This window comes from Caballeronia cordobensis (assembly GCF_001544575.2).
Lineage (GTDB): Bacteria > Pseudomonadota > Gammaproteobacteria > Burkholderiales > Burkholderiaceae > Caballeronia > Caballeronia cordobensis.
Window position 1 is genome coordinate 121,953 of sequence record NZ_FCNY02000013.1, and the last position, 25,761, is coordinate 147,713.

Below are 25,761 nucleotides of genomic sequence, written 5' to 3' on the forward strand. Positions count from 1 at the left end.
CCGCATCGAGCCATAACACGTCACACCAACCTGGGCCATTCGATGAAGATCATGATCGTTACCGACGCATGGGAGCCGCAGGTCAACGGCGTCGTGCGCACGCTCACGCAGACGACGAAGGAGCTGTGCGCGCTGGGCCATCGCGTGGAATTGCTCACGCCGCTCGAATTCAGGACGATCCCCTGCCCGACTTATCCCGAGATCCGCCTTTCGCTGCTGCCGGGCCGGCGCGTCGCCGCGCGCATCGACGCATTCGCGCCGGATGCGCTGCACATCGCCACCGAAGGCCCGCTCGGGCTCGCCGCACGCGCTTATGCGCTGCGCCACAAGCTGCCGTTCACGACGGCGTATCACACGCGCTTTCCGGAGTACGTGAAGGCGCGCTTCGGCATTCCGCTCGCGATGACCTACCGCTTCCTGCACTGGTTTCACAAGGACTCGCAGGCGGTGATGGCGCCGACGCCCGTCGTCAAGAGCGACCTCGAACAGTACGGCTTCACCAACGTCGTGCTGTGGACGCGCGGCGTCGATCTCGACATCTTTCATCCGATGGAGTCGAAGGTGCTCAATACCGCGCGGCCGATCTTTCTGTACGTCGGGCGGGTCGCGGTCGAGAAGAACGTCGAAGCGTTCCTGAAGCTCGATCTGCCCGGCTCGAAGTGGGTCGCGGGCGAAGGCCCCGCGCTCGCTGAACTGAAATCGCGCTACACGAACGCGAACTATCTGGGCGTGCTGTCGCAGCCCGAGCTTGCGAAGGTCTACGCGGCGGCGGATGTCTTCGTGTTCCCGAGCAGGACCGACACCTTCGGCCTCGTGCTGCTCGAAGCGATGGCCTGCGGCACGCCGGTCGCGGCGTATCCGGTGACAGGCCCGATCGACGTGCTCGGCGAAAACGGCCCCGGCGCGCTCCACGACGACCTGCGCGAAGCCTGCCTGGAGGCGCTGAAGATCGAACGCGCCGATGCCCGCGCATGGGCCGAGCGCTTCTCGTGGCGCGCGGCGTCGGAGCAGTTCGCCTCGCATCTGCGGCAGTGCGGGCCGCGCGCGGCGAGTCAGGACCGGGCCGCCGCATGACGCAACGCGCCGTGGCGCGGAAGCGCGCGCGAGAAAGCGATCCCTTCGACGACGATATCGAAGACACCGACGAAATCGACGGCAGGCCCGCGCCGGCCAGTGAGCCGCTCGGCCCCGACGACTTGCCCTTCAATCCGTACAAGGGCAACCGCGGCTTCACGCGCGCCTGGCACGCGATGAAGAACTCGCTCTACGGCTTTCGCGTCGCGATTCGCGAGGAAAGCGCGTTTCGCCAGGAACTGACGCTCGCCGCGATTCTGCTGCCGGTCAGCCTCTTCGTGCCGGTCGCGCCGGTGGAACGCGCCGCGCTGATCGCGTCGGTGCTGCTCGTGCTGATCGTCGAGCTGCTCAATTCGAGCGTCGAGGCGGCCATCGACCGCATCTCGCTCGAACGACATGAATTGTCGAAGCGGGCCAAGGATTTCGGCAGCGCCGCGGTCATGGTCGCGCTGGGCGTTTGCGTCATCACCTGGGGCCTGATTCTCTGGCCGCTTGCATCCCCGTGGCTCGCGCGTATCTTATAAAGGAGAGCACCGTCGCGCAGAGCCCGCATGGGTGCAGCCGAACGACCGGTTTATAATCGTCCGACATTCTCAAAAATAGCAACGGAAGCGGCCGTGCGAACGCTCATCCCGAGCCGCCGCGGCCCGATGCCAAGGTCGGACGACATGGAAGCCAAACCACCCCGCCGCACCCGCGAACGCATACTCGAACTGTCGCTGAAGTTGTTCAACGATATCGGCGAGCCGAACGTCACCACGACGACGATCGCCGAGGAGATGGAAATCAGTCCAGGCAACCTGTACTACCATTTCCGCAACAAAGACGACATCATCAACAGCATCTTCGCGCAGTTCGAGCAGCAGATTCAGAAGCGCCTGCGCTTTCCGGACGACCACCGCCCGACGATCGACGAAATGTGGTCGTACCTGCAGTACATGGCGGATTTCCTCTGGACGTACCGCTTTCTCTATCGCGACCTGAACGATCTGCTCGCGCGCAACCGCACGCTCGAAACGCACTTCAAGCAGATCATCACGCACAAGGTGCATTTCGCGAGCCAGTTGTGCGAGGCGCTCGTGGCCGACGGCGAAATGGTCGCGACGCCCGAGGAGATCAACGTGGTCGCGACCAACATGGGCGTGATCGCGACCTACTGGCTCTCGTACCAGTACGTGATGAATCCGCGCAAGTACAACGATCAGGAAGCGATTCGCACGGAGCTGCATCAGGCGAGCCTGCACATCATCTCGATCATGGCGCCGTATCTGCGCGGGCGCTCGCGCCAGCTCTTCGACGACCTCGTATCCGGTAAGCTTCCGAAGCGCGAATACGCGGACTTCCTGCCGCCGCGCGAGGACAAGTCAGAACCACCGAAGGATTCCTGAGCATGAAAGCAGTCTGTGTCTATTGCGGCTCCGCGACCGGAGCCCGCCCCGTCTATGCCGAAGCGGCCAAGGCGTTCGGCCGCGCGCTGGTCGACAACAATCTCGCGCTCGTCTATGGCGGCGGGCGCGTCGGTCTGATGGGCCTTATCGCCGATGAAGTGCTCGCCGCGGGTGGACGCGCGGTCGGCGTGATTCCGGAATTGCTGGTCGCGAAGGAAGTGGGCCACACGGATCTCACCGAACTGCACGTCGTGCCCGACATGCACGAGCGCAAGAAGATGATGGCCGATCTCTCGGACGCGTTCGTCGCGATGCCGGGCGGCGTCGGCACCTTCGAGGAGTTCTTCGAGGTCTACACGTGGGCGCAGCTCGGCTATCACCAGAAGCCGGTCGGCCTGCTCGACGTGAACGGCTACTACGATCCGCTCATGGCGATGCTTCGCCACACGGTCGCCGAAGGTTTCATGCGCGCGCCGCTGCTCGACATGATCCAGGTCGCCGCCGAGCCCGACGCGATGATCGCGAGGCTCAAGGCCTATACGCCGCCCGCGAACGACAAGTGGGCCACCAACCGCAACGCCGTCTGAGGAGCGAAAGCGCATGTCAAAGGTGATTCTGATTACGGGCGGCAGCCGTGGCATCGGCCGCTCGGCCGCGGTGCTGGCGGGCGCGCGCGGCTGGTCGGTCGGCGTGAACTATGCGTCGAACGCGGCCGCCGCCGAAGCCACCGTCGCCGCCGTGCAGGCCGCGGGCGGCAAGGCGATCGCCATCGGCGGCGATGTCGCTGACGAAGCCGCGGTCGTCGCGATGTTCGACGCGACCGAGAAGGCGTTCGGCAAGATCGACGGCGTCGTGAACAACGCGGGCGTCGTCGCGCCCGGCTCGAAGCTCGCGGACATGGACATCGCACGGATGAAGCGCATCTTCGACATCAACGTGCTCGGCGCCTATCTCGTCGCGCGCGAGGCGGCGCGGCGCATGTCGACCTCGCGCGGCGGCAAGGGCGGCTCGCTCGTGAACCTGTCGTCGGCGGCGGCGCGGCTCGGCGGCCCGAACGAGTACGTTGACTATGCCGGCTCGAAAGGCGCGATCGATACGCTGACCATCGGGCTTTCGAAGGAACTCGGACCGGAAGGCGTGCGCGTGAATGCGCTGCGGCCCGGACTCATCGACACGGAAATCCACGCGAGCGGCGGCAAGCCGGATCGCGCGCACGTGCTCGGCGTGCAGACGCCCATCGGACGCGCGGGCACGGCCGATGAAGTCGGCGAATCGATCGTGTGGCTGCTGTCGGATGCGTCGTCGTATGTGACGGGCGCAATTCTGGATGTGACGGGCGGACGCTGACGGTAACGGAAACGGCGGATCAAAACCCGCCGTGTTTCGCCAGCCACGCCTCTTCGTCCGGCAACATCTCGCGTCCGAGAATCCGGTTGCGATGCGGAAAACGCCCGAAGCGCTCGATCACGTCGGCGTGCTCGACCGCCGATTCGTAGAAGCTCGAAACGCCCGTTTCCTCGTTTAGCTTTCCGAATAGTCTCAGCGATTCACGCTGGCTTTCGGGCGTTTCATCGTGTTCGAACGGCATATACACGAACGCGCGATGATACGCGCCTGGCAAACTCAAATCGTCGCCGCTTTCGACCAGCTTTCTCGCCAATGCGAGCGCACGGGTATCGCCCGCGAAGGCGCGCGGCGTGTTCCGATAGCAATTGCGCGAAAACTGGTCGAGCAGCACGATCAGCGCGAGCGTGCCGAGCGGCGTCCGCTCCCAGTCGCGCAGACCGCCCGCGTGCGCCTCTTCGAGCAATGCGCCGAAACGCTCCGTGAGCATCGCATCGACCACGCGCTTTTTCTTCCACCACAGCGTGCGTTCCTGCCCGAACTCGGGCGAGCCCGCTTCACCGAACCAGAGATCGAGAACGGCCTGCGCGCGCGGGTCCATGCGTCAGACGAGTTCCAGCACGAGCCGCCGCGTGCGCGCACTCTTCTTTTCCAGCTTCGCGATGCGCAGCGTGCCGATTTCCCCCGTATTGCGCACATGCGTGCCGCCGCACGGCTGCAAATCGACATTCTCGATGCGCAAGAGGCGCACGCGGCCGAGGCCCATCGGCGGTTTAACGCTCATCGTGCGCACGAGTTCGGGGCGCGCGGCCATTTCGTCGTCGGTGATCCATTCGGTGTGAACGTCGTGCGCGCCGCCGATCAACGCGTTCAGCTTCGCTTCGACCGTTTCGCGCTCGATCGGCTCGACGGTGGCGAGATCGAGGCGCGCGTAGTCGCTCGTGATGCTGCATCCGTCCACCGGATACGGCAGCACCGCGCAGATCAGATGGCTCGCCGTATGCAGCCGCATATGCCGATGACGCCGCGACCAGTCGATCTCCGCCTTCACCGCGTCGCCAGCCTTCATGCGAGCCAGCGCGTCTTCCTGACCCGGCGCGGGCACGTGCACGGCGTCGTCCGGCGTCGCGCCTTCGAACTTCGCCTTGCGCGTATCGGCGATCGCGACGACCGTGCCGTCCGCGAGCGTGAGCGTGCCGGCGTCGCCCGCCTGGCCGCCGCCGAGCGGATAGAACACCGTCCGGTCGAGGTGAATGCCCTGCTCGTCGATGGCCGTCACCGTCGCGTCGCAACGCGTCAGATAGGCGTCCTCGCGAAAGAGTGCGCGTGTGCTCATGTTTGCCGTTCCTTGCGTCCGATGCTTGCGTAAGAGGTGAAGCACCGATGATGCATCACCCGCGCCCCGCGTGAACCGGTACAAATCGGCGCGAATCAACCGGGACGGTTGCGCATCCAGTCGGCCGTATCGAAGAACGAAGTCAGAAGGCGCTCGCGCAAGGCTTCGTCGACGCCGATGTCTTCCATCGCCCAGGCCATGCAGCGCAGCCATTGATCGCGCTCGGACGAGGCAATCGAAAACGGCAGATGCCGCGCCCGCAAACGCGGATGCCCGAAGCGGTCGATGTAATGATCCGGCCCGCCCATCCAGCCGCACAGGAACCAGAACGTCTTGTCGCGCGAATTGTCGAGCGTCGGCGGATGCAGCGCGCGGATGCCGGCGAATTCCGGCTCGAGATCCATCAGGTCGTAAAAACGATCGACGAGCGCGCGCACGCGCGCCTCGCCGCCGATCAGCTCGAAAGCGGTCGGCTGCTGGCCTTGTTCGGTGTCTTCAGTCATTGCTTGTACGAAAAATTACGCATCGCGCAGGGATTGCAGGGCCGGGCGCACCAGCACGCGCCGCAGGCTCAGCCAGCCGCCGACGCCCGCGCACGCGACGCCCGCCACGATGCCCGTGGGCACAAGCCACGGATTGAAATCGATGTGAAATTCGAACACGCGCGCCGCGAGCACGTAGCCGATCGCCTGCGCGCCGATCGCGGCCATCAGGCCGGACAGCGCGCCGACGGCGACGAACTCCGCGACCTGCACCGAGCGCACCTGCCGGTGCGATGCGCCGAGCGCGCGCAAGAGCGCCGACTCGCGCACGCGTTCGTCGCGCGTGCCGGCGAGCGCCGCGTACAGCACGAGCACGCCCGCCGCGAGCGTGAAGAGAAACAGGAACTGCACCGCGCCGATCACCTGCGCCAGCGTGCGGTGAATCTGCGCGAGAATCGGCGCGATATCGATGGCCGTCACGTTCGGATAACGCGCCACCAGCCCGTCGATCACGCGCTGTTCTTCGAGCGGCAGATGAAAGCTCGTGATGAAGGTCGCCGGCAGATCGGCGAGCGCCTCGGGCGGCAGCAGCACGAAGAAGTTGACCTTGAACGAATTCCAGTCGACCTTGCGCACGCTCGTCACCGGCGCTTCGACCGGCAGACCGGCGACGTCGAAACGCAGCGTGTCGCCCAGCTTCACGCGAATCGTCTTCGCGATGCCCTCCTCGATCGACACCTGCGGCTTCGTGTCCTTGCCGAACCACGCGCCTTGCGTGACGCGGTTGTCGCCCGGCAGCTCGGTCGTGTAGGACAGGTTGAATTCGCGGTCGACGAGGCGCTTCGCATCGGCCTTGTCGTAGTCTTGCGGATTCACCGCCTTACCGTTGATGGAGACGAGCCGCGCGCGCACCATCGGCGAAAGCGCGGCGTCGGGCTGGCCGTGCGCGTGAAGATAATCGAGCACGCCCTGACGCTGGTCCGGCTGAATGTCGATGAGAAACTGATTCGGCGCGTCGGGCGGCGTCGCGTCGCGCCATCCCTTGATGAGGTCGTTGCGCGTCATGCCGATGAGCAGCAGACACATCAGCCCGATGCCGAGCGCGGTGATCTGCAGCGCGCTCGACCCGCTGCGGCGCTCGAGCGACGCGAGCGCGTAACGCCAGCCCACGCCCGCGCGGCTCTTCTCGCGCCGCACGAAGCGCGCCGCCGCCCAGAGCGCCGCGCGCGCGATCGCGCCGAACACGAGCAAGCCCGCCGCGAAGCCGCCCGCAACGATGCCGCCGAGCTTCACTTCGCCCGCCGCGACGATCAAAAGCGCCGCGAACAGCAGCACGCCGACGCCGTACGCCGCATGCGCGACGCGCGCCGCGTCGCCGAGCTCGCGCCGGATCACGTGCACCGGCGGCACGCGCGTGATCGGCAAGAGCGGCGGCAGCGCGAAGCCGAGCAGCAGCACGAGGCCCATCGCGATGCCTTGCAGCGCGGGCCACACGCTCGGCTGCGGCAATTCGACATCGACGAGCGCGCCGAGCCAGTTCAGCAGCACGAGATGGCCGCCGAAGCCGAGCACGACGCCCGCCGCGCTGCCGATCAGACCGATCGTCAGGAATTCGTTCAGAAAGAGCGCGCGCAGCGTGCGCTGGCTCACGCCGAGACAGCGCATCGCGGCGCAGCCGTCGAGATGCCGGCGCGCGAAGCGATGCGCGGCCATCGCGATCGCAACGGCCGCGAGCAGCGCCGTCAGCAGCGACACGAGCGTGAGGAAGTGGCTTGCGCGATCGATCGTCTGGCGCACCTGCGGCTGACCGTCGGACAAAGACTCCAGCGCGACGCCGCGCAGCTTGCCGCCGTCGGTTTCGTCGCGCGCGAACTTCGCGAACTGTTCGACCTGCGCGTCCGGGCCCGCGACCAGCAGCCGGTACGTGACGCGGCTTCCGTAGCCGATCAGCCCGGTCGCCGCGATTTCGTCGGCGCGCATCATGAGGCGCGGCGAAAAGTTGACGAACGAGAAGCCGCGGTCCAGTTCGCGCGTGATGACGCCCGCCACCGTGAACGTGCGCGTGCCGACCTTGACCGTGCCGCCAACCTGCGTTTTCAGCGCGTCGAGCAAGGCGGGATCGGCCCACACGGTGCCGGGCGCGGGAATGCCGTGCGCGGGGGCATCGGCGGCATCGGGCGCGGGCGCAATGCGCAGCGCGCCGCGCAACGGATAGCCCGGCGTGACGCCCTTGATCGCGGCGAGACGCGACGCCGGCTGCGCGGACGTCGAGCTGATCATGCTGGGGAAGATCGTCGTGCCCGCGGTGTCGAGACCGAGCGATTGGGCCTTGCGCGTGAACAGGGTATCGACGGGATGATCGGCGCGCACGACGAAATCGGCGGCGATCATCTGGCGGCCGTCGCGCGCGAGGCCCTGGCGCATGCGATCGGCGAGAAAGCCGACGCTCGACAGCGCCGCGACCGCCAGCACGAGCGCGAGCAGCAGCATCGTGAGTTCGCCCGCGCGCCAGTCGCGCCCCGTCATGCGCCACGCCTGGCGCACCGTCTGCATGAAACCGAGCCGGATGGCCGGATGCGAATGCCCTGCCTTACGTGCAGCCTGATCGTTCCTGAATGCGGTGCTCAATCGTGCTTGCTCCGCAATCGGTTCATGCGCTCCGAATTCGGCAGCATGTGCTTGGCCATGCGCGACACGCCCACATGCACGCCGCGCGCGAGACGCGGCAGCGCCCAGCCCGCGAGCACCAGAAACACGAGCAGGAGCACGAGGAACAGCAACGGAACGAACAGCGCGAGCGTGATGCCCGTGACCGCGCCGACGTCTTCGGTGGCGGACGCCGCCCAGTTCGACACCGGCTCCGGCGACAGATTGATGAGCGCGCGCGTGCCCGCCTTCGCGAAATGCGATGCGCCGGCGAGCGTGCCGCCCGCGAGCGCGGCGACGGTGAGCATGGCGGGATCGGCGTGGCCGAGCGAGCCGGCCGCGAGCACCGCGCCCGCCGGGATGCGAATGAAGGTGTGGACCGCGTCCCACAGGGAATCGACGGCGGGGATTTTGTCAGCGAGAAATTCGAGGAGCGCGAGCACGCCCGCGACGCCGATCACCCAAGGCGAGCCGAGCACGGCGAGCGAATCCGGCAGATGCACCAGCCCGAAGCGCTGAAACATGCCGGCGATGAACACGGTGAGGTACAGGCGCAGCCCGCTCGCCCATGACAGGCCCGCCGCGAGCGAAAGTGACTCAAGCATTGCCGCCTCCCTTGTTCCCTGCTGCCGCCGCTCGCTTCAGGTGAACGATTTGCCGGCTGAAGATACGATCTTTTCGGCAGATGCCGAAAGAAGCCTCCCACATCCACGACGATACAACAAAAACGCGGAGTCATAGGAACGACTAAGAACCGTCTGACTTCAGACCATTATATCCACGCCAAACCGCGCGGTGCAGCAAGGCCCGGACGTTTGCCGTTCGCGGTGCGCCAGCGCACGGCCGGGTGGCGCGGGCGCAACGGATGCGCCTTCAGTGACCCGACGAGAGCTTGAGCCCGATCAGTCCGGCGACGATCAGCACCGCGCTCAGCACGCGCGCCGCCGAGAGCGCCTCGCCCATGAACACGATGCCGAACACGAACGCGCCGACCGCGCCGATGCCCGTCCACACGGCGTAGGCCGTGCCGAGCGGCAGTTGCTTCATGGCCATCGCGAGCAGCACGAAACTGCCGATTGCCGTGACGAGCGTGAAAATCGACGGCCCGAGCCGCGTAAAGCCTTCCGACGATTTGAGACCGGCGGCCCACGCCACTTCGAGCAACCCGGCGATGAAAAGAAGAATCCAGGACATCGAGCGACTCCCTTGAAGTCATGGGGCCGTCCCCGACAAAACGATGCGCATGCGGTCGTCCGCATGGCCATAAGATCGAACTGCGATTGTAGCAAAACGGCACTCGGACGCTTCGCCCGCGCCGCCGCGCGTGGCTGTCGCCGTCAAAACCGTGTATTAAAGAGAAAACGCCCGCGCGAGGCGTCCCTTCGACATATCCGCTGCAAAAGCCTGAACAAAGGAGCGTTCATGGATGTCGATTCGGTCCTGCTCTCACGCTTTCAGTTCGCGTGGGTCGTCGCGTTTCACATTCTGCTGCCGGCGTTCACGGTCGGCCTGTCGTGCTATATCGCGACCCTCGAATTCAACTGGTGGATCACCAAGCGCGACGTCTACCGGCGGCTCTCCGCGTTCTGGCTCAAGATCTTCGCGGTGTCGTTCGGCATGGGCGTGGTGTCGGGCATCGTCATGCCGTTCCAGTTCGGCACCAACTGGAGCCGCTTCTCCGACGCCACAGCGAACGTCGTCGGCCCGCTGATGGGCTACGAAGTGCTGACCGCGTTCTTCCTCGAATCGGCGTTCCTCGGCGTGCTGCTGTTCGGGCGCAAGCTCGTGCCGCAATGGGCGCACGTGATGTCGGCGATTTTCGTCGCGGCGGGCACCGTGATCTCGTCGTTCTGGATTCTCGCGGTCAATAGCTGGATGCAGACGCCGCAGGGCCACCGCCTGCTGCCGGATGGCCGCTTCGAAGTGGTGAGCTTTTTCGACGTGATCTTCACGCCGTCGTTTCCGTACCGGCTCGGGCACACGGTCAGCGCGTTTCTAGTGACGGCGGCCTTCGTCATTCTCGGCGTCGGCGCGATGTATCTGCGGCAGCGCCGCGCCCTCGAAGAAAGCCGCGTCATGGTGAAGATGTCGCTGCTTTTTCTCATCGTCATGGTGCCGGTCCAGATGGTGATCGGCGACGCGCACGGCCTCAACACGCTGAAGCATCAGCCGGCCAAGCTCGCCGCGATGGAAGGGCTGTGGGAATCCGGCACGCGCGTGCCCGCCAATCTCTTCTCGATTCCGGATCAGGACGAAGAGCGCAATCACTTCGAGATTTCGATTCCGGTGCTCGGCAGCCTCTATCTGACGCACGATCCGAACGGCTACGTGCGCGGACTCAAGGACTTCCCGCGCGAGGACCGGCCGCCCGTCGCCGTCGTGTTCTTCGCGTTTCACATCATGGTCGGCGTGGCGCTCCTGATGTTCGCGCTCGTGCTGTGGGGCATCGTGCAGTTCGCGCGCGGGCGGATCGAGACGAGCACGCGCTGGCTGCGCGCGGCGACCTGGGCGATGCCGCTCGGCTTCATCGCCGTGATCGCCGGCTGGACGACCACCGAAGCCGGCCGCCAGCCGTGGACCGTGTACGGCATCCTGCGCACGAAGGACTCGGTGACGCCCTCGCTCACCGCCGCCGATGTCGGCCTGTCGTGGCTGCTCTACGTGTGCGCCTATCTCGTCATTTTCGGCGCGGGATTTTTCCTGCTGCGGCGGCTGGTGCGCGTCGGGCCTGCCGAAGTCGCGCATGCGCATGAAAAGGACGAACTGGATGCGAAGACGCGCGCGGCGCGCCCGCTTTCCGCGGTGTCGGCGGGCGGCGGCCATGCGGGCGCGTCCCGCCCCGTGAGCAATGACGACATCGTGCCGCCGGGCCGCGGACGCAATTAACGACGACGGAGAACGCGATGCTCGATCTCGTGCCGCTGTGGGCCGCCATTCTCGCGCTGGCGGTGTTCATGTATGTGCTGCTCGACGGCTTCGATCTGGGCGTCGGCGTGATGTTCCTGCTGCGCCGCGACGGCGAGTCGCGCAACCTGATGATCAACTCCGTCGCGCCCGTCTGGGACTTCAACGAGACATGGCTGGTGCTCGGCGGCGGCGGATTGTTCGCGGTGTTTCCGCTCGCCTTCGCGATCATCGTGCCGGCGGTCTACTTTCCGATTCTCTTCATGCTGCTCGGGCTGATCTTTCGCGGCGTCGCGTTCGAGTTCCGCGAGGTGATCGGCGCGCGCAAGTGGCTGTGGGACGGCGCATTCGGCGTGGGCTCGCTCGTCGCGACCTTTTCGCAGGGCATCGTGCTCGGCATGTTCATTCAGGGCTTCCCGATTCAGGGCCGCGAATACGCCGGCACGAGCTGGAACTGGGTCGCGCCGTTTCCGCTGCTCGTCGGCGTAGGGCTGATCTTCGGCTACGCGCTGCAGGGCACGACGTGGCTCGTGCTCAAGACCGAAGGCGAGTTGCAGGCGTGGAGCCGCAAGATGGCGCACGTCGCCCTGCTCGGCGTGATCGCGTTCATTCTGCTCATCAGTGTATGGACGCCGCTCAAGGACGCGCGCATCGCGGCGCGCTGGTTTGGCTTCCCGGAGAGCTTCGCGTTCGCGCCGGTGCCCGTGCTGACCGTGCTGCTCGCGTGGACGCTCTGGTCGAGCCTCGCGAAAGGCCGCGAAGTCGTGCCCTTCCTGTGCTCGATCGGCCTCTTCTTTCTCGCCTTTACAGGGCTCGTGATCAGCCTCTGGCCGTTCATCGCGCCGCCTTCGGTGACGCTGTGGGACGCGTCGGCCGCGCCGCTATCGCATCAGTTTCTGCTGATCGGCACGATGTTCCTGCTGCCCGTGCTGATGATCTACGTGATCTGGTCGTACTGGGTGTTTCGCGGCAAGGTGCGCGGCGACATGGGCTATCACGCCGAGTAGGCTCACAACTTCTGCTGCGTCGCGAGCGAGAGAATGCGCGCCCACTTGTGCGCTTCGTTGCGATCGCGCATCGGCAGCGTCCATTCCGCGCGCTTCGCGTCCTTCACGTCGAGCAGCACCTGCCACGCGCCGCCCGCTTCCTGAGCGCGCGCGCCGCGCAGGTCCGCGAAGATGTAGCTGCCGGTTTCGCCGCGCAGGCGCACGTCGCACAGACGCTTGCCCGCCGCGATCCGCACGCCGCCCCAGTCGGTCGCAAGCTCGTGCGTCCAGTCGCCGTGCTCGCCGCGGCGCAGATTCGGCGCGATCTCGCGGCGGCTCGCAAGCCAGCGCATAACTCCCGCGGCGATCGCGAGGAGCACGACGATCGCGACGCCCACCGCCACGCCCAGGCCGAACTGCGCGTGCAGCGCATTGAACGACCAAATCGCGCCATAAATCAGCAATCCTAAAGCGATCAGACCTACGACGATAGGCATGGGACCTCCGCGATCAATTCAGAATCACTGCGCCTTGTGCTTCGCATTCCAGTCACGCAGCGCCTGGAGCGTGTTCGCGACATGCTGGTCCGGCGACAGGCTGGTGTACTCGTAGATAACCTTGCCGTCCGGCGCGATCACGTACGACACGCGGTTGGCCATCGTGCGCGTCATCGGCATGGAGGCGTCGTAGGACTTGATGATCTTCGAGTCCTGGTCCGCCGCGACCGGAAACTTGCTGCGGCACTCGCTCACCGAAAATTCCTTCAACGTGTCGATGTTGTCATGCGACACGCCGATGACCGTCGCGCCCTCGGCCTTGTATTGATCGACCGCTTCCGCGAACTGGTGCGCCTCGATCGTGCAGCCCTTGGTGAACGCCGCCGGATAGAAGTACAGCACGACGGGCCCTTTCTTGAGCGCATCGGCGAGCGAATAGGCGTAGACGTTGCCGCCGAGCGAGGCCTGCGCGGTGAAATCGGGCGCGGGGTCGCCGGGCTTGAGCGTCGCGTTCGCGGCAAGCGGCAAGGCCGCCGCACTCGCCACGAGGCAACCGGCCATCAGACTGAAAAGCTTTCTCATGCACGCTCCTTTTCATGACTTCGTTCGTGGACTTCGTTCGTGCGGCGCGAGCGCGCGCCTGCCTCACGCTTCGTCCGCGCCGTGATCCATGCGATGCTCGGCGAACCAGGCCGCCGCGTCGAACTGCAACTTCGCCAGCACAGCGGGCGTGAGCAGGTCGAGCGCGGCATGCGCGTGGCGGCTCGCGTCGATGGCGGGCGCATCGCCCCGCTCCGCCGCCCGCGCGATGCCAAGCAGCGCGCCGAGCGGCCCATCGCCCGTGAGAATCGCCGCGCGGATTTCCGCCGCCAGATGCAGCTTATCCAGAATTTCCGCCGGCTGCATGTCGAGCACCACGTGCACGAGCGAGAAGATGCCGGTCATGAACGCGGCGTCGGAGAACGCTTCGTCGTCGGGGCGCAGCAGCACGGCCGCGAGTTCCAGAAAGCGCGCGCGCGTGCCGACGAGTTGCAGCAGCGGGTCGGAGCGCCACGGCAGGCCGCGGCCGTCCGCGTAGAGCAGCAGTTGCGCCCAGCGCATCAACTGGCGCGTGCCGGTTGCCGCGATCGCCTCGCGCAGCGACGACACGCGCCGCCCGCGCGTCTGCGCGCTCGAATTCGCGAGCCGCATCAGTTGCACGACGATGTCCGGATTGCGCTTGAGTTCGGCTTCGAGCTCGCGCATGCCCGGCTCGCCGGCAAGCACGGCCATGAGGCGCAGCAGCGAGCCGCGCGCGGGGCTCGCGCGCCGCGCCGAGAGCACTTGCGGCCGCGCGAAGAAATAGCCCTGGAAGAAATCGAAGCCGAGCTGCCTGGCCTGCGCGAAATCGTCGCGTGTCTCGACTTTCTCGGCCACGAGCAGCTTGCCGCGCCGCTTCACCGCCGCCGCGAGTTCCGGCAGATGGTCACGGTCCGCCACGAGAAAATCGACCTTGACGATATCCACCGAGGGCAGCGCGGCGAGCAGCGCATCGTCGAGGCGCACCACGTCGTCGAGTGCGAAGCGAAAGCCCGCGTTGCGCAACTGGGCGCAGCGCTTGAAGAGCGCTTCGTCGAAGGTGATGTTCTCCAGCAGCTCCAGCACGAAGCGCTCGGGCTGCATGATATGGACGATGTCGTCGAACAGAAGCTCGCGGCTCATGTTCACGTAGCCCGGGTGCGGCCCGAGCACCGCCGGCACGCCGATCTCCCCGACCGTGCGCGCGACGACATGCGCAGTCGCCTGCACGTCGTCGTGCACGCGGGCGCGGTTGTCGGGGCTGTCGCGAAAGAGCAGCTCGTAGGCGACGAGCGCGCCGTCGACGTCGAGAATCGGCTGCCGTCCGACATAGACGCTCGGTCCGCGCTTCATGGACGATGCGCGCTTCAGGGATGAATGGGGCATGGCGGGAACGGCCCGGACGTGCTTTGCGGCGCGCACGCGGCCGCCGGCGGTGTAAAGGATTCGATCATGAGACGAACGAGTCGGACGAATTCTGATGAGCAAAGCCCGGCGATGCCCCCGCATGGTGCATGCAACGGGCGCGGAACCGTTCCGCTCGAAACGCGCCACTGTAACCGAATTCGCCAGACGACATGTTACGAAACTCGACAATTCATGGACAAGTCGGCGCACGAGATCGATTGCGCGCACCGCGCTAACGTCTAAAGATTTGGCGCCGCGCGCCGATAAATCGCCTGATAGAGCGTGCCGCGCCCGTTACGGCACGTCCCGGCCGGAACCGCCCGAAACCAGCACACGGCGCGTTCCGCGCGCCGACTCGCCGACTAAGCGAGCGCTGCCGCCCGAAACCCCTACGAGACCATGCAAGCGAATCGGATCAACGTCTCCCGCCGCGCACCGTGGCGCATCGCGCTCGATGCGCTCGCCCGCGTCTGGCCGGGCGCCAAGCGCGCGCTGCCGGAGCGCGAGCTCGACGCGCCTTTCGAAGAGCCGCAGCCGCCCGCCGCTGCCGCTCCGGCCACGCCCGTTCTGCCCGGCGTGCCCGAAGCCACGCTCGGCGCCGTCGATTTCCTCGCGCAGCTCGACGACGCGCTGCGCTTCCAGTATGTGTCGGACGCGAGCATCGAGTTCATCGGCTATCACCGCGACTATCTGAGCATGCTGACGCTGCACGATCTCGTCGCCTCCGAGGAAGCGGACGAACTGCACGCGCTCGTCGCCCGGGCGCGCGCGAGCGGCAAGCTCGAATCGGCGACGCTGACCGTCGTGAAGTCGCTGACCTATCCGCTCTGCGTGGAGCTGCGGCTCGTCTCGACCGCCTCGCGCGGCACGCCCGGATTCGCGCTCGCCGCCTTCGACGTCGCGCACTGGCGCGAGCGCGAAGCATCGCTCGTGCACACGCTCAATCACGACGCGCTCACGGGCCTCGAAAATCTCGTCTCGCTGAGGGACGCAATCGCCGCGGCGCAGGCGCAAGCCGAGCTCACGCGCACGCACGCGGGCCTCGTGCTGCTCGATATCGACGATTACCAGCGCATCAACCGCGCGCTCGGCTACGACGCCGGCGACGAACTGCTGCGCGAGACCGCGCGCCGCATCCAGCACACGGCCGGACACGGCGAGCGCGTCGCGCGCGTGGCCGGCGACTCGTTCGCCGTGCTGCTGCCCCCCGGCACCACGCCCGAACTCGCCGAGAGTCTCGGGCGGCGCCTGCTCACCGCGATCGCGCAGCCGTACCGGCATCGCGGGCAACACACGCATTTGTCGGCGAGCGTGGGCGTCGCGCTGTATCCGGATCAGCCGGGCAAGAACGCGCGCAGCGGCGTGCAGACGAGCCTGTTGCGCATGGCCGATCAGGCGCTCGCGCAGGCCAAGGAATCCGGCGGCAACGCGCTCGTCTTCCACACGCTCGACGACGACCCCGCCGACGCCGAGCGCCTGAAGCTCGAAGCCGACCTGTACGAAGCCGTGCGCAACGGCGAGTTTTCGCTCTACTTCCAGCCGATCACCAAGATCCGCACGGGCGCGGTGGTCGGCGTGGAAGCGTTGATGCGCTGGAATCATCCGGTGCACGGGCTCGTGCCGCCGTCGACGTTCATTCCGCTCGCGGAATCGATCGGCCTCATCAACTATCTCGGCAACTGGGTGCTGAAGGCCGCGTGCATGCAGATCATGCAGTGGGACGCGATCGGCATCCGGCTCGATTACGTTTCGGTCAACGTGTCGCCGCAGCAGTTCCGCGACAAACGTTTCACCGCCGCGGTGAAGGAAGCGCTCGCGCTCACCGGCATCGAGGCGCGGCGGCTCGTGTTCGAGATCACCGAGAGCCTCCTGATGCACGATCCGGAAGAAGCCACGCGGCTGCTCGAAGCGCTGACGTCGATCGGCATTCGCTTCGCCGTCGACGATTTCGGCACGGGCTATTCGAGCCTCGCCTATTTACAACGTTTTCCGCTTTCGAAGCTCAAGATCGACCGCAGCTTTGTCGAGAACCTGATTACGTCCCGCAACAACCGCGCGATCGTGAGCGCGGTGGTCGGGCTCGCGCAATCGCTCGAACTGGAGCTGGTGGCTGAAGGCGTCGAAACCGAGGCGCAGCGCGATTTGCTCGCCGACCTCGGCTGCGATCATATTCAGGGCTGGCTCATCAGCCATGCATTACCGTCGGACGAGCTGGCGCGCTCGTTCCAGTCGCACTCGCTCGTGTTGCACGAGTCAATATGAGTGGACGAGTGTTCGTGTTCTAATCGAGCAACGCGCCGTAAACCCCTAATAACGTGTATCTTTCGTTGTTGGGCGCTGGAGTGAATTGCTGGATCGCCTCGGGTTGGCCGTCGCGTATCCGGAAAAAGCAAGCAGGGTTCTAATTTCTAGCAATGGCACGCACCAAGGCCGAACTATTGGACAAGTTGTGGTCGCGCATGAGCGAGCGCGGGGACTTCCCCATGCTTTCCCAGGCGCTGCGCACGACCGTCTCCGCGATGAGCGACGACGACCTCGACTTCACGTCCCTCGTGCAAGTCGTGCTGTCGGACGTCGGCCTCACGCAGAAGGTGCTGCGCCTCGCCAATTCGGCGATGTACATCGCGTTCGGCGGCAATATCACCACGGTCACACGCGCGTTGATGGTGCTCGGCATGGATGCGGTCGGGCATCTCGTCGTCGGACTGAAGCTCGTCGATCACTTTCATCAGAGCGCGCCACGCCGTATCGACGCGAAGCTCGAACTCAACCGCACGCTGCTCTCGGGCGCGGTCGCGCGCCAGCTCACCGAGCACAAGGATCTGCGCTCCGCCGAGGAAGCCGTCGTCTGCACGCTGATGCGGCAGATCGGCAAGCTGCTCGTGGCGTTCTATCTCGAGCACGAGTGGGATCAGTTGCGGCGCAAGGCGGCCACGGAAAACATTCCGGACAGCGCGGCGTGCGCGGCGCTGCTCGGCGTGACGTTCGACGAAATCGGGCTGGAGGCGGCGGACCGCTGGCGGCTGCCCGAGACGATCCGCGAAGGCATGCGCGCAACCGATCCGAACGCGCCCGTCGACGAAACCGTGCCGAAGCACGTGCGCTGGCTGCGCGCGATCTCCAACTATTCGACCGAAGTCGCCGACGCCCTCACCGCCCAGAACGTGGCTGTGGACGGCCGCGAGTCGCTCGTCTTCGACATCTCGAACCGTTACAGCGGCCCGCTTTCCACCGACGCCGAGACGCTCATGGCGATGAGCCTCGCGCTCGCCAACGAGGAAGCGAGCGACGGCGTGATCCGCGAGATTTCCGAGCTCCAGGCGAACGCCGACGCCATGGCGCGCGCGAACATATCGGCGGAAGCGCGCATCGGCGCGAGCGTCGAGGATCTGCGCTCGCTGCCATCGAAAAACGCGCTGGCGCCCGCGCTCGCGATGGCGTCGGAATCGATACTCGGCAGCCTGCATCTGTCGCGCACCGTCATCTTCGTGCGGCAGGCCAACAACGAGTTCCACGCGCGTCTCGGTCTCGGCGCGGGCGTCGAGCCCATGATGCAGCAACTGCGTTTTTCCGCCGAATTCCGGCCCGACGTGTTTCATCTTGCGATCACGAATCCGGTCGGCATCTTCATCGAAAACGCCCGCGATGCGCGCATCGACGCACGCCTGCCGCGCTGGTACAAGGACACGCTCGGCGAGGCGCAGGCGTTCGTGCTGCTGCCGGTGAAATCGGGCGATTCCACCGTCGCGCTGATCTACGGCGACTGGACCCTGCCGCAGCACGTGCGCAAGATCTCGCCGCCTGAAATGAGCGCGCTCAACGAGCTCACGAAGGAACTCAGCCGTTTTTTTTATAGCGCGAACTGGAAGGAAGTCGAGCTGATCTGACCGGCTTCCCTCCTGCGCGCAAACTCCCCCTACTCCCGCTTTAGAATCGCCACGGCCTGCTCGCCGTATCGCACGATATAGCCGCCGTGTTCGCGCTGCCACTCGCGCGCTTCCCTCTCGTTCGCAAACCAGTTCTTTTCGAAGTCGTTGAACGCGCCGGCGTCGAGCCGATAGCGATCGATGATTGCGCCCGCTTGCGCATCGATATCGGCCTGGCAGACGTCCCAACTGGCGTAGCCGAGCTCGGCTGCGAGCATCGCGAGGAGATGCTTCAGTTGAAGTTCGCCGCGTATCGCGTGCAGGTCGGCGAGACGCTCGGCGCGTGTGATCCGCGCGGCGAGCAGACGGCGCAGCACGGGCATCGCGGCGCTCGTGTCGCCTTCGCGGGCGTGGCGAAGCAGACGCCGCGCGTGTTCGCGCAGATAGTCGCTATTGGAAACGGAAATGGAAGAAGAGACCGGACAGGATGTAGACCACATGACGTTGTTCCTTTGTTGCGCCGTTCTCGCTGCGGCTGAAAAGGTTCGACGTTGCGGTTCGATCCAGAGTCGATGCGCTCGATGCGCTCGATGAACTGCGTGGCAGGTGCGTAAGACTTTCGCGAGACCGGGCGCCCTGCCGCGCCCGTCCGCGATTCTATCCCGATGTTTTGCCTCAGGCCAACTGGAATTTCCCGACGAGCGTTTTCAGCGCGCGCGCCTGATCGTCGAGCGATTGCGCGGCAGCCGCCGCCTCTTCGACGAGTGCGGCGTTCTGCTGCGTGTTCGCATCCATCTTGGTCACGGCGTCGCCAATCGATTCGATGCCCGTCTTCTGCTCGGCCGACGCCGCCGAGATCTCGCCCATGATGTCCGTGACGCGGCGCACGGCCTTCACGACTTCGTCCATCGTGGCGCCGGCTTCCTGCGCGTAGGTCGAGCCATCCGACACGCGCGACACGGAGGTGTCGATCAAGGCCTTGATCTCCTTGGCCGCCGACGACGACCGCTGCGCGAGTCCGCGCACCTCGCCCGCGACGACCGCGAAGCCGCGTCCCTGCTCGCCCGCGCGCGCCGCTTCGACCGCCGCATTGAGCGCGAGGATGTTGGTCTGGAAGGCGATGCCCTCGATCACGCCGATGATGTCGCCGATGCTCTTCGCGCTCGCGTCGATACGCTGCATCGTCTCGACGACGCGGCCCACGACCGCGCCGCCCTTCTCCGCGATCTCCGAGGCGCTCGCGGCCAGCGTGCTCGCCTGCTTGGCGTTGTCGGCGTTCTGGCGCACCGTCGAGGTGAGCTGCTCCATGCTGGCCGCGGTCTTTTCGAGCGCGACGGCCTGCTCTTCGGTGCGGCGCGACAGGTCGACGTTGCCGGTGGAAATTTCGCTCGATGCCGACGCGATGGCCTCGGCGCTCGCCGCGATATCGCCGACGGTGGCCGAGAGACCCGCCCGCATTTCGGCGAGCGCGTGCAGCATGCTGGCGTCGTCGCGGCGCTTGAGCCTGATCTCGTGCGCGAGATCGCCCGCCGCGATGCGCCGCGCGATGTCCTTCGCGTAGCCGGGCTCGCCGCCGAGCTGTCCCGCGAGCCGGCGCACGACCCATTCGGACACGACGATGGCGAGCGCGAACAACGCGAGCGTGAGCGCCGACACCATCACGAACGACGAATGGAAGATGAACGACGCGGAATCGATCGTGGCCTTGGCGGCCGCCCCGCGGCGCGCGACGAGCTCATCGACCATCTTTTCGAGCTTGCCGGTTTCGACGAGCAGCGACACGTCCTGCGTGCCGACTTGCCAGTTCATCTGCGACAGATCAAGCGGCTGTTCCTTCACGAGCGTGACGAACGTGCGCAGGTTCTTGCTCCACGTTGCGAGCGCGGCGGCAAAGCGCTTTTGCTGCGCGGGCGCATCCTGATCCGCGTGATCGATGTATTGCGCGAGCTGCGTCTGTTCGCGGCCGATATCCGCGAGCGCCTGCTCGACCTGCGCGCCGAGATCGTCGCGTTCCTTGGCGGTGGTCGCGGTGAGCAGCATCTTTTGCGAGCGGCTCGCGCGCAGCAGATAACCGCGCGTTTCCTCCGCCGCGCGGCTCGCGACATAGCCCTGCGTGTAGATCGATTCGGTTGCGCCGTTCAGACGGCTGATCTGCGTGAGCGAAATCGCGCCGATGCCGAGCGTGCCCGCGAGCACGAGCCCGAACGCGAGTCTCAGCGATGCCTTGACGGACAGCGCGCGTGTGCCCGTCGTGCGGGCGTCGAGTCGTGCGGGCGCGGCCTCGGCCTGCGCTACGAAGCCCGCGTCCTTGGCGCCGCGAAGCGAAAACAGTTTCATCGATCTTCCCCGATTTTGATCTGCGGACTCAGCCGTCGTGCGGCGCATCCGTGGTCTGGTCCCCGCCGGTAGTACGGCAGGTTTTTCGGCTTCTTGAGCCGCTTTAATTGGCGCGCGAACAGACGTTCGCCCGCTACGTTCGGTTATAACCGGCCAAAATTCGTCGTATCAATGGAATTCGCTGTTCGCAACGCGGCGAAAGCTGTCCGATTCGCGACAAAGCTTGGCAGGACAACCCGCAAAGGACAGCCTAAACTTGTCAGAAATTCAGTCCACGCATAAATCGCGGGGACAAATAAATCGAAATCCGAGACGGTTTTCCGCTTTCTTCATCAGCCATCCACTATGCAAACGAGCATCGACAAGGGCGCTTTGTCGCCTTCCGGCGCAGCGGCCGGCGCTTCCGCCGCAGGTTCCGCGGGCACGGCCACGCAACAACGCACCGTGTATTCCGTGCTAGGCGCGATCAGCTTCTCGCACCTGCTGAACGACATGATCCAGTCGCTGATTCTCGCGATCTACCCGATGTTCAAGAGCGAGTTCGCGCTCTCGTTCGGGCAGATCGGCCTGATCACGCTGACGTATCAGATCACTGCGTCGCTACTGCAACCGCTCGTCGGGCTGTATACGGACAAGCATCCGAAGCCGTATTCGCTTCCGGTGGGCATGGGCTTCACCTTGTCGGGCCTGCTGCTGATGTCGGTCGCGGGCAACTTCGGCACGCTGCTCATCGCGGCGGCGCTCGTAGGCTGCGGCTCGTCGGTGTTTCATCCGGAGTCGTCGCGGGTCGCGCGCATGGCCTCGGGCGGCAAGCACGGTCTCGCGCAGTCGCTGTTTCAGGTGGGCGGCAACGCGGGCTCGTCGCTGGGGCCCTTGCTCGCCGCGCTGATCGTGATTCCGCACGGGCAGAAGAGCATCGCGTGGTTCTCGGCGGCGGCGCTCGTCGCGATGTTCGTGCTGGCTAACATCGGCCGCTGGTACAAGCGCCATCCGGCGACGAAGAAGGGCCGCAAGCAGGTCGCGCACGCGACGCTGCCACGCAACAAGGTCATCATGGCGATGAGCGTGTTGGTGCTGCTCGTGTTCTCGAAGTACTTCTATCTCGCGAGCATCACGAGTTACTTCACGTTCTATCTGATCAGCAAGTTCGGCCTGTCGGTGCAGGCTGCGCAGATTCATCTGTTCGTGTTTCTCGCGGCGGTGGCGGCGGGCACGATCATCGGCGGGCCGGTGGGCGACAAGGTCGGACGCAAGTCCGTGATCTGGGTGTCGATTCTCGGCGTCACGCCGTTCACGCTTTTGATGCCTTATGCGAATCTGTTCTGGACGGGCGTCTTGTCGGTGATCATCGGGCTCGTGCTGGCTTCGGCGTTCTCGGCGATTCTCGTTTATGCGCAAGAGCTGATTCCCGGCAAGGTCGGGATGGTGGCGGGCCTCTTCTTCGGCTTCGCGTTCGGCATGGGCGGCGTGGGCGCGGCGGTGCTCGGGCATCTCGCCGACACCACGAGCATCGATTACGTGTACAAGGTGTGTTCGTTCCTGCCGCTGCTCGGCGTGCTGACGGTGGTGTTGCCGAAGACGCAGGAGACGCCGGCGAAGGCTTGAGGTTATTGCGGTCTGGATGGGCGATGCGCCCGGTCGATTGAATCGGCCGGGCGTTTTGCTTTGTGACGCGTTTCATCTTCGATGATCGGCAGCGTCGGTGTAACGGCAAGACATGAAGCAGCCTTCATAAGTTAGCCCTACGTATCATTTTCATTCCAGGAAAGAACAGCGGCATTGTGCCCACGCGCGCGTCTTTCTGAAATCACCGCTGTTTCCTATACTGCTGCACACTGGCCGCGCAAGGCCGGCAGTGCCGATGCTCACGCGATGACGACCGTCGTCTCCAATGAAACGCGGCGAAACATCGGCTCCGCTCACTTCACAGAACGTAACAATGACGCGAACGGATTGGCTCGGCCTGTTTCGTATTCTCGTGTTGCTCGCATTGCCGGCCTGTTCGATCGGTGAGGCGCGAGCGGACTGCACCGCGTCGAGCGGCATGCCCGCGGTGTTCAGTTACGGCTCCGTGGCGGTCTCGAGCACGGTCGCCGTGGGCGACGTCATTCCGGGCACGGTGAAGGCCTTCACTGTCGTGGGAAAGTGCGTATCGAGCGGCGTGTTCGGCAAGCCTATCGTTGCTTGCCCGGGCAGCGGTACCGAAGTGTCCGGCATGTCCGGCGTCTACCCGACAAACGTGGCGGGCGTCGGCATGAGAATGCGCGACTCCAACGGAAATCCTCTCTCTGGAACTGGCGGCTGCTCGATGACTTCCGTTCTGGGCTACGTCGGCGCGGACGGCCGCTACACCTTCACGGCGTCGTTCGAACTCGTGAAAACCGGCACGGTGTCGTCCGGGTTGCTGGTGGGCGCAATCTACTATTCCGGCGTACTCAACACGGGCGTGCCGCTGAACGACGGCGCCTATACGATGTCCGTGCCGAACAACACGCCCGTCACGGCGATCACCTGCAACGTCACCGCGGCGACCGCGAATCAGACGATCACGCTGGCGACCGTCAGTCCCTCGGCGTTTCCCGCCGTCGGCTCGACGGCGGCGAGGACGTCATTTTCACTGGGTCTCAGTTGCCAGGCAGGCGTGAAGGTCTGGGTGGTGTTCAGCTCGACATCCGGATCGTCCGGTATTGCGAGCGCATTGGGAAACGCCGGCACGGCACAGTCCATCGGCGTGCAATTGCTCGACGCCACGCAGACGCCCATCACGCTCGATTCGCCGCTCATGCTGACGTCCAGCACGACGGGAAACATGTCGTTCCCCTTCTTCACTCAATACGTCCGGACGGGCGCCACTGCCGTCACGGCAGGCACCGTGCGCGCAACGGCCGTGTTCACATTGAACTATCAATGACGCGCGACGTTGTGTTCGTCATGCCTTGCCCTGTCGCGCGTCGCCCAGCGCCTCCCTGACCTGCATCAGCGCCCCTGGGTCTTCGATCGTCGGCAACTCGCCCGGATCGCGCCCTTCCGCGAGCGCGGCGATCGCCCTTCGCAGCAGCTTGCCGGACCGCGTCTTCGGCAGCATCGTCACGAAATGGACTCTCGATGGACGCGCGATCGCGCCGAGCTGCGAATCCACCGCGTGACAGAGCTCCGCTTCGAGCCCTTCGCGCGCGCCGGGCGCGTTGATACGGTCCGCGTCGCGCAGCACCACGAAGGCCGCCGCGGCCTGCCCCTTCACCGCATCCGCGATGCCGACGACGGCCACCTCCGCCACCGCCGGATGCGCCGACAGCGCCTCCTCGATCTCGCGCGTGCCGAGCCGATGCCCGGCGACATTGATCACATCGTCGGTGCGGCCGAGAATCGACACGTAGCCGTCTTCGTCCTGCACGCCCCAGTCGAACGTCGAATAGACCTCGTGGCCCGGCACGCTCTGCCAGTACGTGGAGACAAAGCGCTTGTCGTCGCGCCACACGGTCTGCATGCAGCCCGGCGGCAACGGATAGCCCAGCGTCACGACACCCTTCTCGCCCGGCGCGCATTCGTCGCCGGTCGCCTCGTTGCGCAGCCTGAGGTCGAAGCCCATCGACGGCACGCCCGGCGAGCCGAGCTTCGACGGCAATTCCTCGATGCCGCGCGGTATCGCGATCATCGGCCAGCCGGTTTCCGTCTGCCAGTAATTGTCGATGACGGGCTTCTTCAGCGCGCTCTGGATCCATTGCGCGGTCGGCTCGTCGAGCGGCTCGCCCGCGAGAAAGAGCGTGCGCAGGCTCGACAGGTCGTACTTCTCCATCAACGCCGGGTCCTGTTTCTTGAGCACGCGGATCGCGGTCGGCGCGGTGAACATCAGGTTGATCTTGTACTGCTCGACGAGCCGCCACCAGACGCCGCCATCGGGGCGAATCGGCGTGCCTTCGTACATCACGGTCGTCAGACCCGCGATCAGCGGCGCATAGATGATGTAGCTGTGCCCGACGACCCAGCCGACGTCCGATGCCGTGAACATCGTGTCGCCCGGCGCGCCCTGAAAGATATGCTCCATCGACGCGGCGAGTGCGACCGCGTAGCCGCCCACATCGCGCTGCACGCCTTTCGGGCGGCCCGTCGTGCCGGAGGTGTAGAGAATGTAGGAAGGCTCGTTCGATTCGAGCCATTCGCAGGGCACGTGGGCATCGAAAAACTGTTCGCGCAGCGGCTCGTAGGCGACGAGATAGCTCGCCTGCAGACGCTCGGGCGCAAGCTGCCGGTCGATCAGCAAGACTTGCGGCACCTTGTATTCGGCGCGCGACAACGCCTCGTCGACGAGCGGCGTGTAGTCGATTACCTTGCCCGCGCGCGCGCCGGCGTCGGCGGTGACGATGAGCGCGGGCTCGGCATCGTCGATGCGCGCCGCGAGATTCGGCGCCGCGAAGCCGCCGAACACGACCGAATGGATCGCGCCGATGCGCGCGCACGCGAGCATCGCGAACAGCGCTTCGGGGATCATCGGCAGATAGATCAGCACGCGGTCGCCCTTCTTCACGTGCAGCGAACGCATGACCGCCGCCATGCGGTTCACTTCGGCATGCAGCTCCGCATAGGTGTAATGGCGCTCGATGCCCGTTTCCGTCGAGACATACACGAGCGCATCCTGTTGCGCGCGCGTGGCGAGATGCCGGTCCACCGCGTTATGGCACAGATTCGTTTTACCGCCGACGAACCAGCGCGCGAACGGCGGATGGCTCGCGTCGAGCACGGCGTCGAACGGTGTCTGCCAATGGATGCGGCGGGCCTGTTCGGCCCAGAACGCTTCGGGTTCGTCGATCGAGCGGCGATACGCTTCTCGGTAAGTCGGCATGCGCGTCCTCTGCAAAGCGGCGTTGACGGGCCTTAGCGGTGCATGGGGCCAGAGTCAGCGCTACAGCGCCAACGCTGGCCGACACAGCATAGAGCA

23 protein-coding genes are annotated in these 25,761 nt (G+C 65.6%); 11 read left to right on the top strand and 12 right to left on the bottom strand.

The annotated features are described in order from the left end of the window. Positions 1-42 precede the first annotated feature (42 nt). The 5 genes from AWB70_RS24475 (at position 43) to AWB70_RS24495 (ending at position 3,809) form a co-directional block, all read left to right on the top strand. Positions 43-1,074, top strand: coding sequence for a glycosyltransferase family 4 protein (locus AWB70_RS24475; protein WP_045450797.1), 1,032 nt, complete (start codon positions 43-45; stop codon positions 1,072-1,074). Beyond that, positions 1,071-1,598 carry a diacylglycerol kinase gene (locus AWB70_RS24480; protein WP_014191847.1) on the top strand — a complete coding sequence of 176 codons (528 nt, stop codon included), beginning with the start codon at positions 1,071-1,073 and terminating at the stop codon, positions 1,596-1,598. Before AWB70_RS24475 ends, AWB70_RS24480 begins: the two co-directional genes overlap by 4 nt. Positions 1,599-1,742: 144 nt before the next feature. Further along, positions 1,743-2,462 (top strand): TetR/AcrR family transcriptional regulator, encoded by a 720-nt coding sequence (locus AWB70_RS24485; protein ID WP_041730518.1) that lies wholly within the window; start codon positions 1,743-1,745, stop codon positions 2,460-2,462. 2 nt (positions 2,463-2,464) lie between these two features. Then, entirely contained in the window at positions 2,465-3,049 is a 585-nt protein-coding gene (locus AWB70_RS24490; protein ID WP_014191849.1) for an LOG family protein, read from the top strand. Between the two features lie 13 nt (positions 3,050-3,062). After that, a complete protein-coding gene (locus AWB70_RS24495; RefSeq protein WP_053568473.1) occupies positions 3,063-3,809 on the top strand; it encodes an SDR family oxidoreductase in 747 nt (248 codons plus the stop codon). A gap of 19 nt (positions 3,810-3,828) precedes the next feature. On the opposite strand, the gene AWB70_RS24500 is transcribed toward AWB70_RS24495, so the two are convergent. From AWB70_RS24500 to sugE, 6 genes are all read right to left on the bottom strand, one after another. Beyond that, positions 3,829-4,407 (bottom strand): DUF924 family protein, encoded by a 579-nt coding sequence (locus tag AWB70_RS24500; protein WP_053568474.1) that lies wholly within the window; start codon positions 4,405-4,407, stop codon positions 3,829-3,831. Positions 4,408-4,410: 3 nt separating this feature from the next. Continuing rightward, entirely contained in the window at positions 4,411-5,142 is a 732-nt protein-coding gene (locus tag AWB70_RS24505) for an alanyl-tRNA editing protein (RefSeq protein WP_053568475.1), read from the bottom strand. Positions 5,143-5,237: 95 nt separating this feature from the next. Next, complete coding sequence (locus AWB70_RS24510) at positions 5,238-5,645, bottom strand: group II truncated hemoglobin (protein ID WP_014191853.1); 408 nt, start codon at positions 5,643-5,645, stop codon at positions 5,238-5,240. Between the two features lie 15 nt (positions 5,646-5,660). After that, a complete protein-coding gene (locus tag AWB70_RS24515) occupies positions 5,661-8,177 on the bottom strand; it encodes an ABC transporter permease (protein ID WP_374730257.1) in 2,517 nt (838 codons plus the stop codon). 71 nt (positions 8,178-8,248) lie between these two features. After that, positions 8,249-8,875 (bottom strand): DUF4126 domain-containing protein, encoded by a 627-nt coding sequence (locus AWB70_RS24520; RefSeq protein ID WP_014191855.1) that lies wholly within the window; start codon positions 8,873-8,875, stop codon positions 8,249-8,251. A 268-nt stretch (positions 8,876-9,143) separates the two neighbouring features. Continuing rightward, positions 9,144-9,464 (bottom strand): quaternary ammonium compound efflux SMR transporter SugE, encoded by a 321-nt coding sequence (sugE, locus tag AWB70_RS24525; RefSeq protein WP_014191856.1) that lies wholly within the window; start codon positions 9,462-9,464, stop codon positions 9,144-9,146. Positions 9,465-9,692: 228 nt separating this feature from the next. Between sugE and AWB70_RS24530 the strand changes: the two genes are divergently transcribed. Further along, positions 9,693-11,156, top strand: a complete 1,464-nt coding sequence (locus AWB70_RS24530) for a cytochrome ubiquinol oxidase subunit I (protein ID WP_053568477.1) — start codon at positions 9,693-9,695, stop codon at positions 11,154-11,156. Between the two features lie 17 nt (positions 11,157-11,173). Further along, entirely contained in the window at positions 11,174-12,181 is a 1,008-nt protein-coding gene (gene cydB, locus AWB70_RS24535) for a cytochrome d ubiquinol oxidase subunit II (protein WP_014191858.1), read from the top strand. A gap of 2 nt (positions 12,182-12,183) precedes the next feature. On the opposite strand, the gene AWB70_RS24540 is transcribed toward cydB, so the two are convergent. From AWB70_RS24540 to AWB70_RS24550, 3 genes are all read right to left on the bottom strand, one after another. After that, complete coding sequence (locus AWB70_RS24540; RefSeq protein WP_045450801.1) at positions 12,184-12,657, bottom strand: hypothetical protein; 474 nt, start codon at positions 12,655-12,657, stop codon at positions 12,184-12,186. Positions 12,658-12,681: 24 nt separating this feature from the next. After that, a complete protein-coding gene (locus AWB70_RS24545) occupies positions 12,682-13,239 on the bottom strand; it encodes a peroxiredoxin (RefSeq protein ID WP_053568478.1) in 558 nt (185 codons plus the stop codon). A 63-nt stretch (positions 13,240-13,302) separates the two neighbouring features. Then, positions 13,303-14,601 carry an EAL and HDOD domain-containing protein gene (locus tag AWB70_RS24550; RefSeq protein ID WP_053568479.1) on the bottom strand — a complete coding sequence of 433 codons (1,299 nt, stop codon included), beginning with the start codon at positions 14,599-14,601 and terminating at the stop codon, positions 13,303-13,305. A 420-nt stretch (positions 14,602-15,021) separates the two neighbouring features. Here AWB70_RS24550 and AWB70_RS24555 point away from each other — a divergent pair, with 420 nt between their 5' ends. Continuing rightward, positions 15,022-16,884 (top strand): putative bifunctional diguanylate cyclase/phosphodiesterase, encoded by a 1,863-nt coding sequence (locus AWB70_RS24555; protein ID WP_045450804.1) that lies wholly within the window; start codon positions 15,022-15,024, stop codon positions 16,882-16,884. Between the two features lie 152 nt (positions 16,885-17,036). Continuing rightward, positions 17,037-18,509, top strand: coding sequence for an HDOD domain-containing protein (locus tag AWB70_RS24560; RefSeq protein WP_053568480.1), 1,473 nt, complete (start codon positions 17,037-17,039; stop codon positions 18,507-18,509). 29 nt (positions 18,510-18,538) lie between these two features. On the opposite strand, the gene AWB70_RS24565 is transcribed toward AWB70_RS24560, so the two are convergent. Together AWB70_RS24565 and AWB70_RS24570 are read right to left on the bottom strand one after the other, a co-directional pair. Beyond that, complete coding sequence (locus AWB70_RS24565; protein WP_053568481.1) at positions 18,539-18,988, bottom strand: hypothetical protein; 450 nt, start codon at positions 18,986-18,988, stop codon at positions 18,539-18,541. A gap of 175 nt (positions 18,989-19,163) precedes the next feature. Beyond that, positions 19,164-20,825, bottom strand: a complete 1,662-nt coding sequence (locus AWB70_RS24570) for a methyl-accepting chemotaxis protein (RefSeq protein WP_053568482.1) — start codon at positions 20,823-20,825, stop codon at positions 19,164-19,166. Positions 20,826-21,170: 345 nt separating this feature from the next. Between AWB70_RS24570 and AWB70_RS24575 the strand changes: the two genes are divergently transcribed. After that, on the top strand, positions 21,171-22,430 hold the full coding sequence (locus tag AWB70_RS24575) for an MFS transporter (protein ID WP_014191866.1): 1,260 nt from the start codon (positions 21,171-21,173) through the stop codon (positions 22,428-22,430). 334 nt (positions 22,431-22,764) lie between these two features. Further along, positions 22,765-23,736, top strand: a complete 972-nt coding sequence (locus AWB70_RS24580; protein ID WP_053568483.1) for a fimbrial protein — start codon at positions 22,765-22,767, stop codon at positions 23,734-23,736. Positions 23,737-23,754: 18 nt separating this feature from the next. On the opposite strand, the gene AWB70_RS24585 is transcribed toward AWB70_RS24580, so the two are convergent. After that, on the bottom strand, positions 23,755-25,665 hold the full coding sequence (locus tag AWB70_RS24585) for a propionate--CoA ligase (protein WP_045450809.1): 1,911 nt from the start codon (positions 25,663-25,665) through the stop codon (positions 23,755-23,757). Between the last annotated feature and the right edge of the window lie 96 nt (positions 25,666-25,761).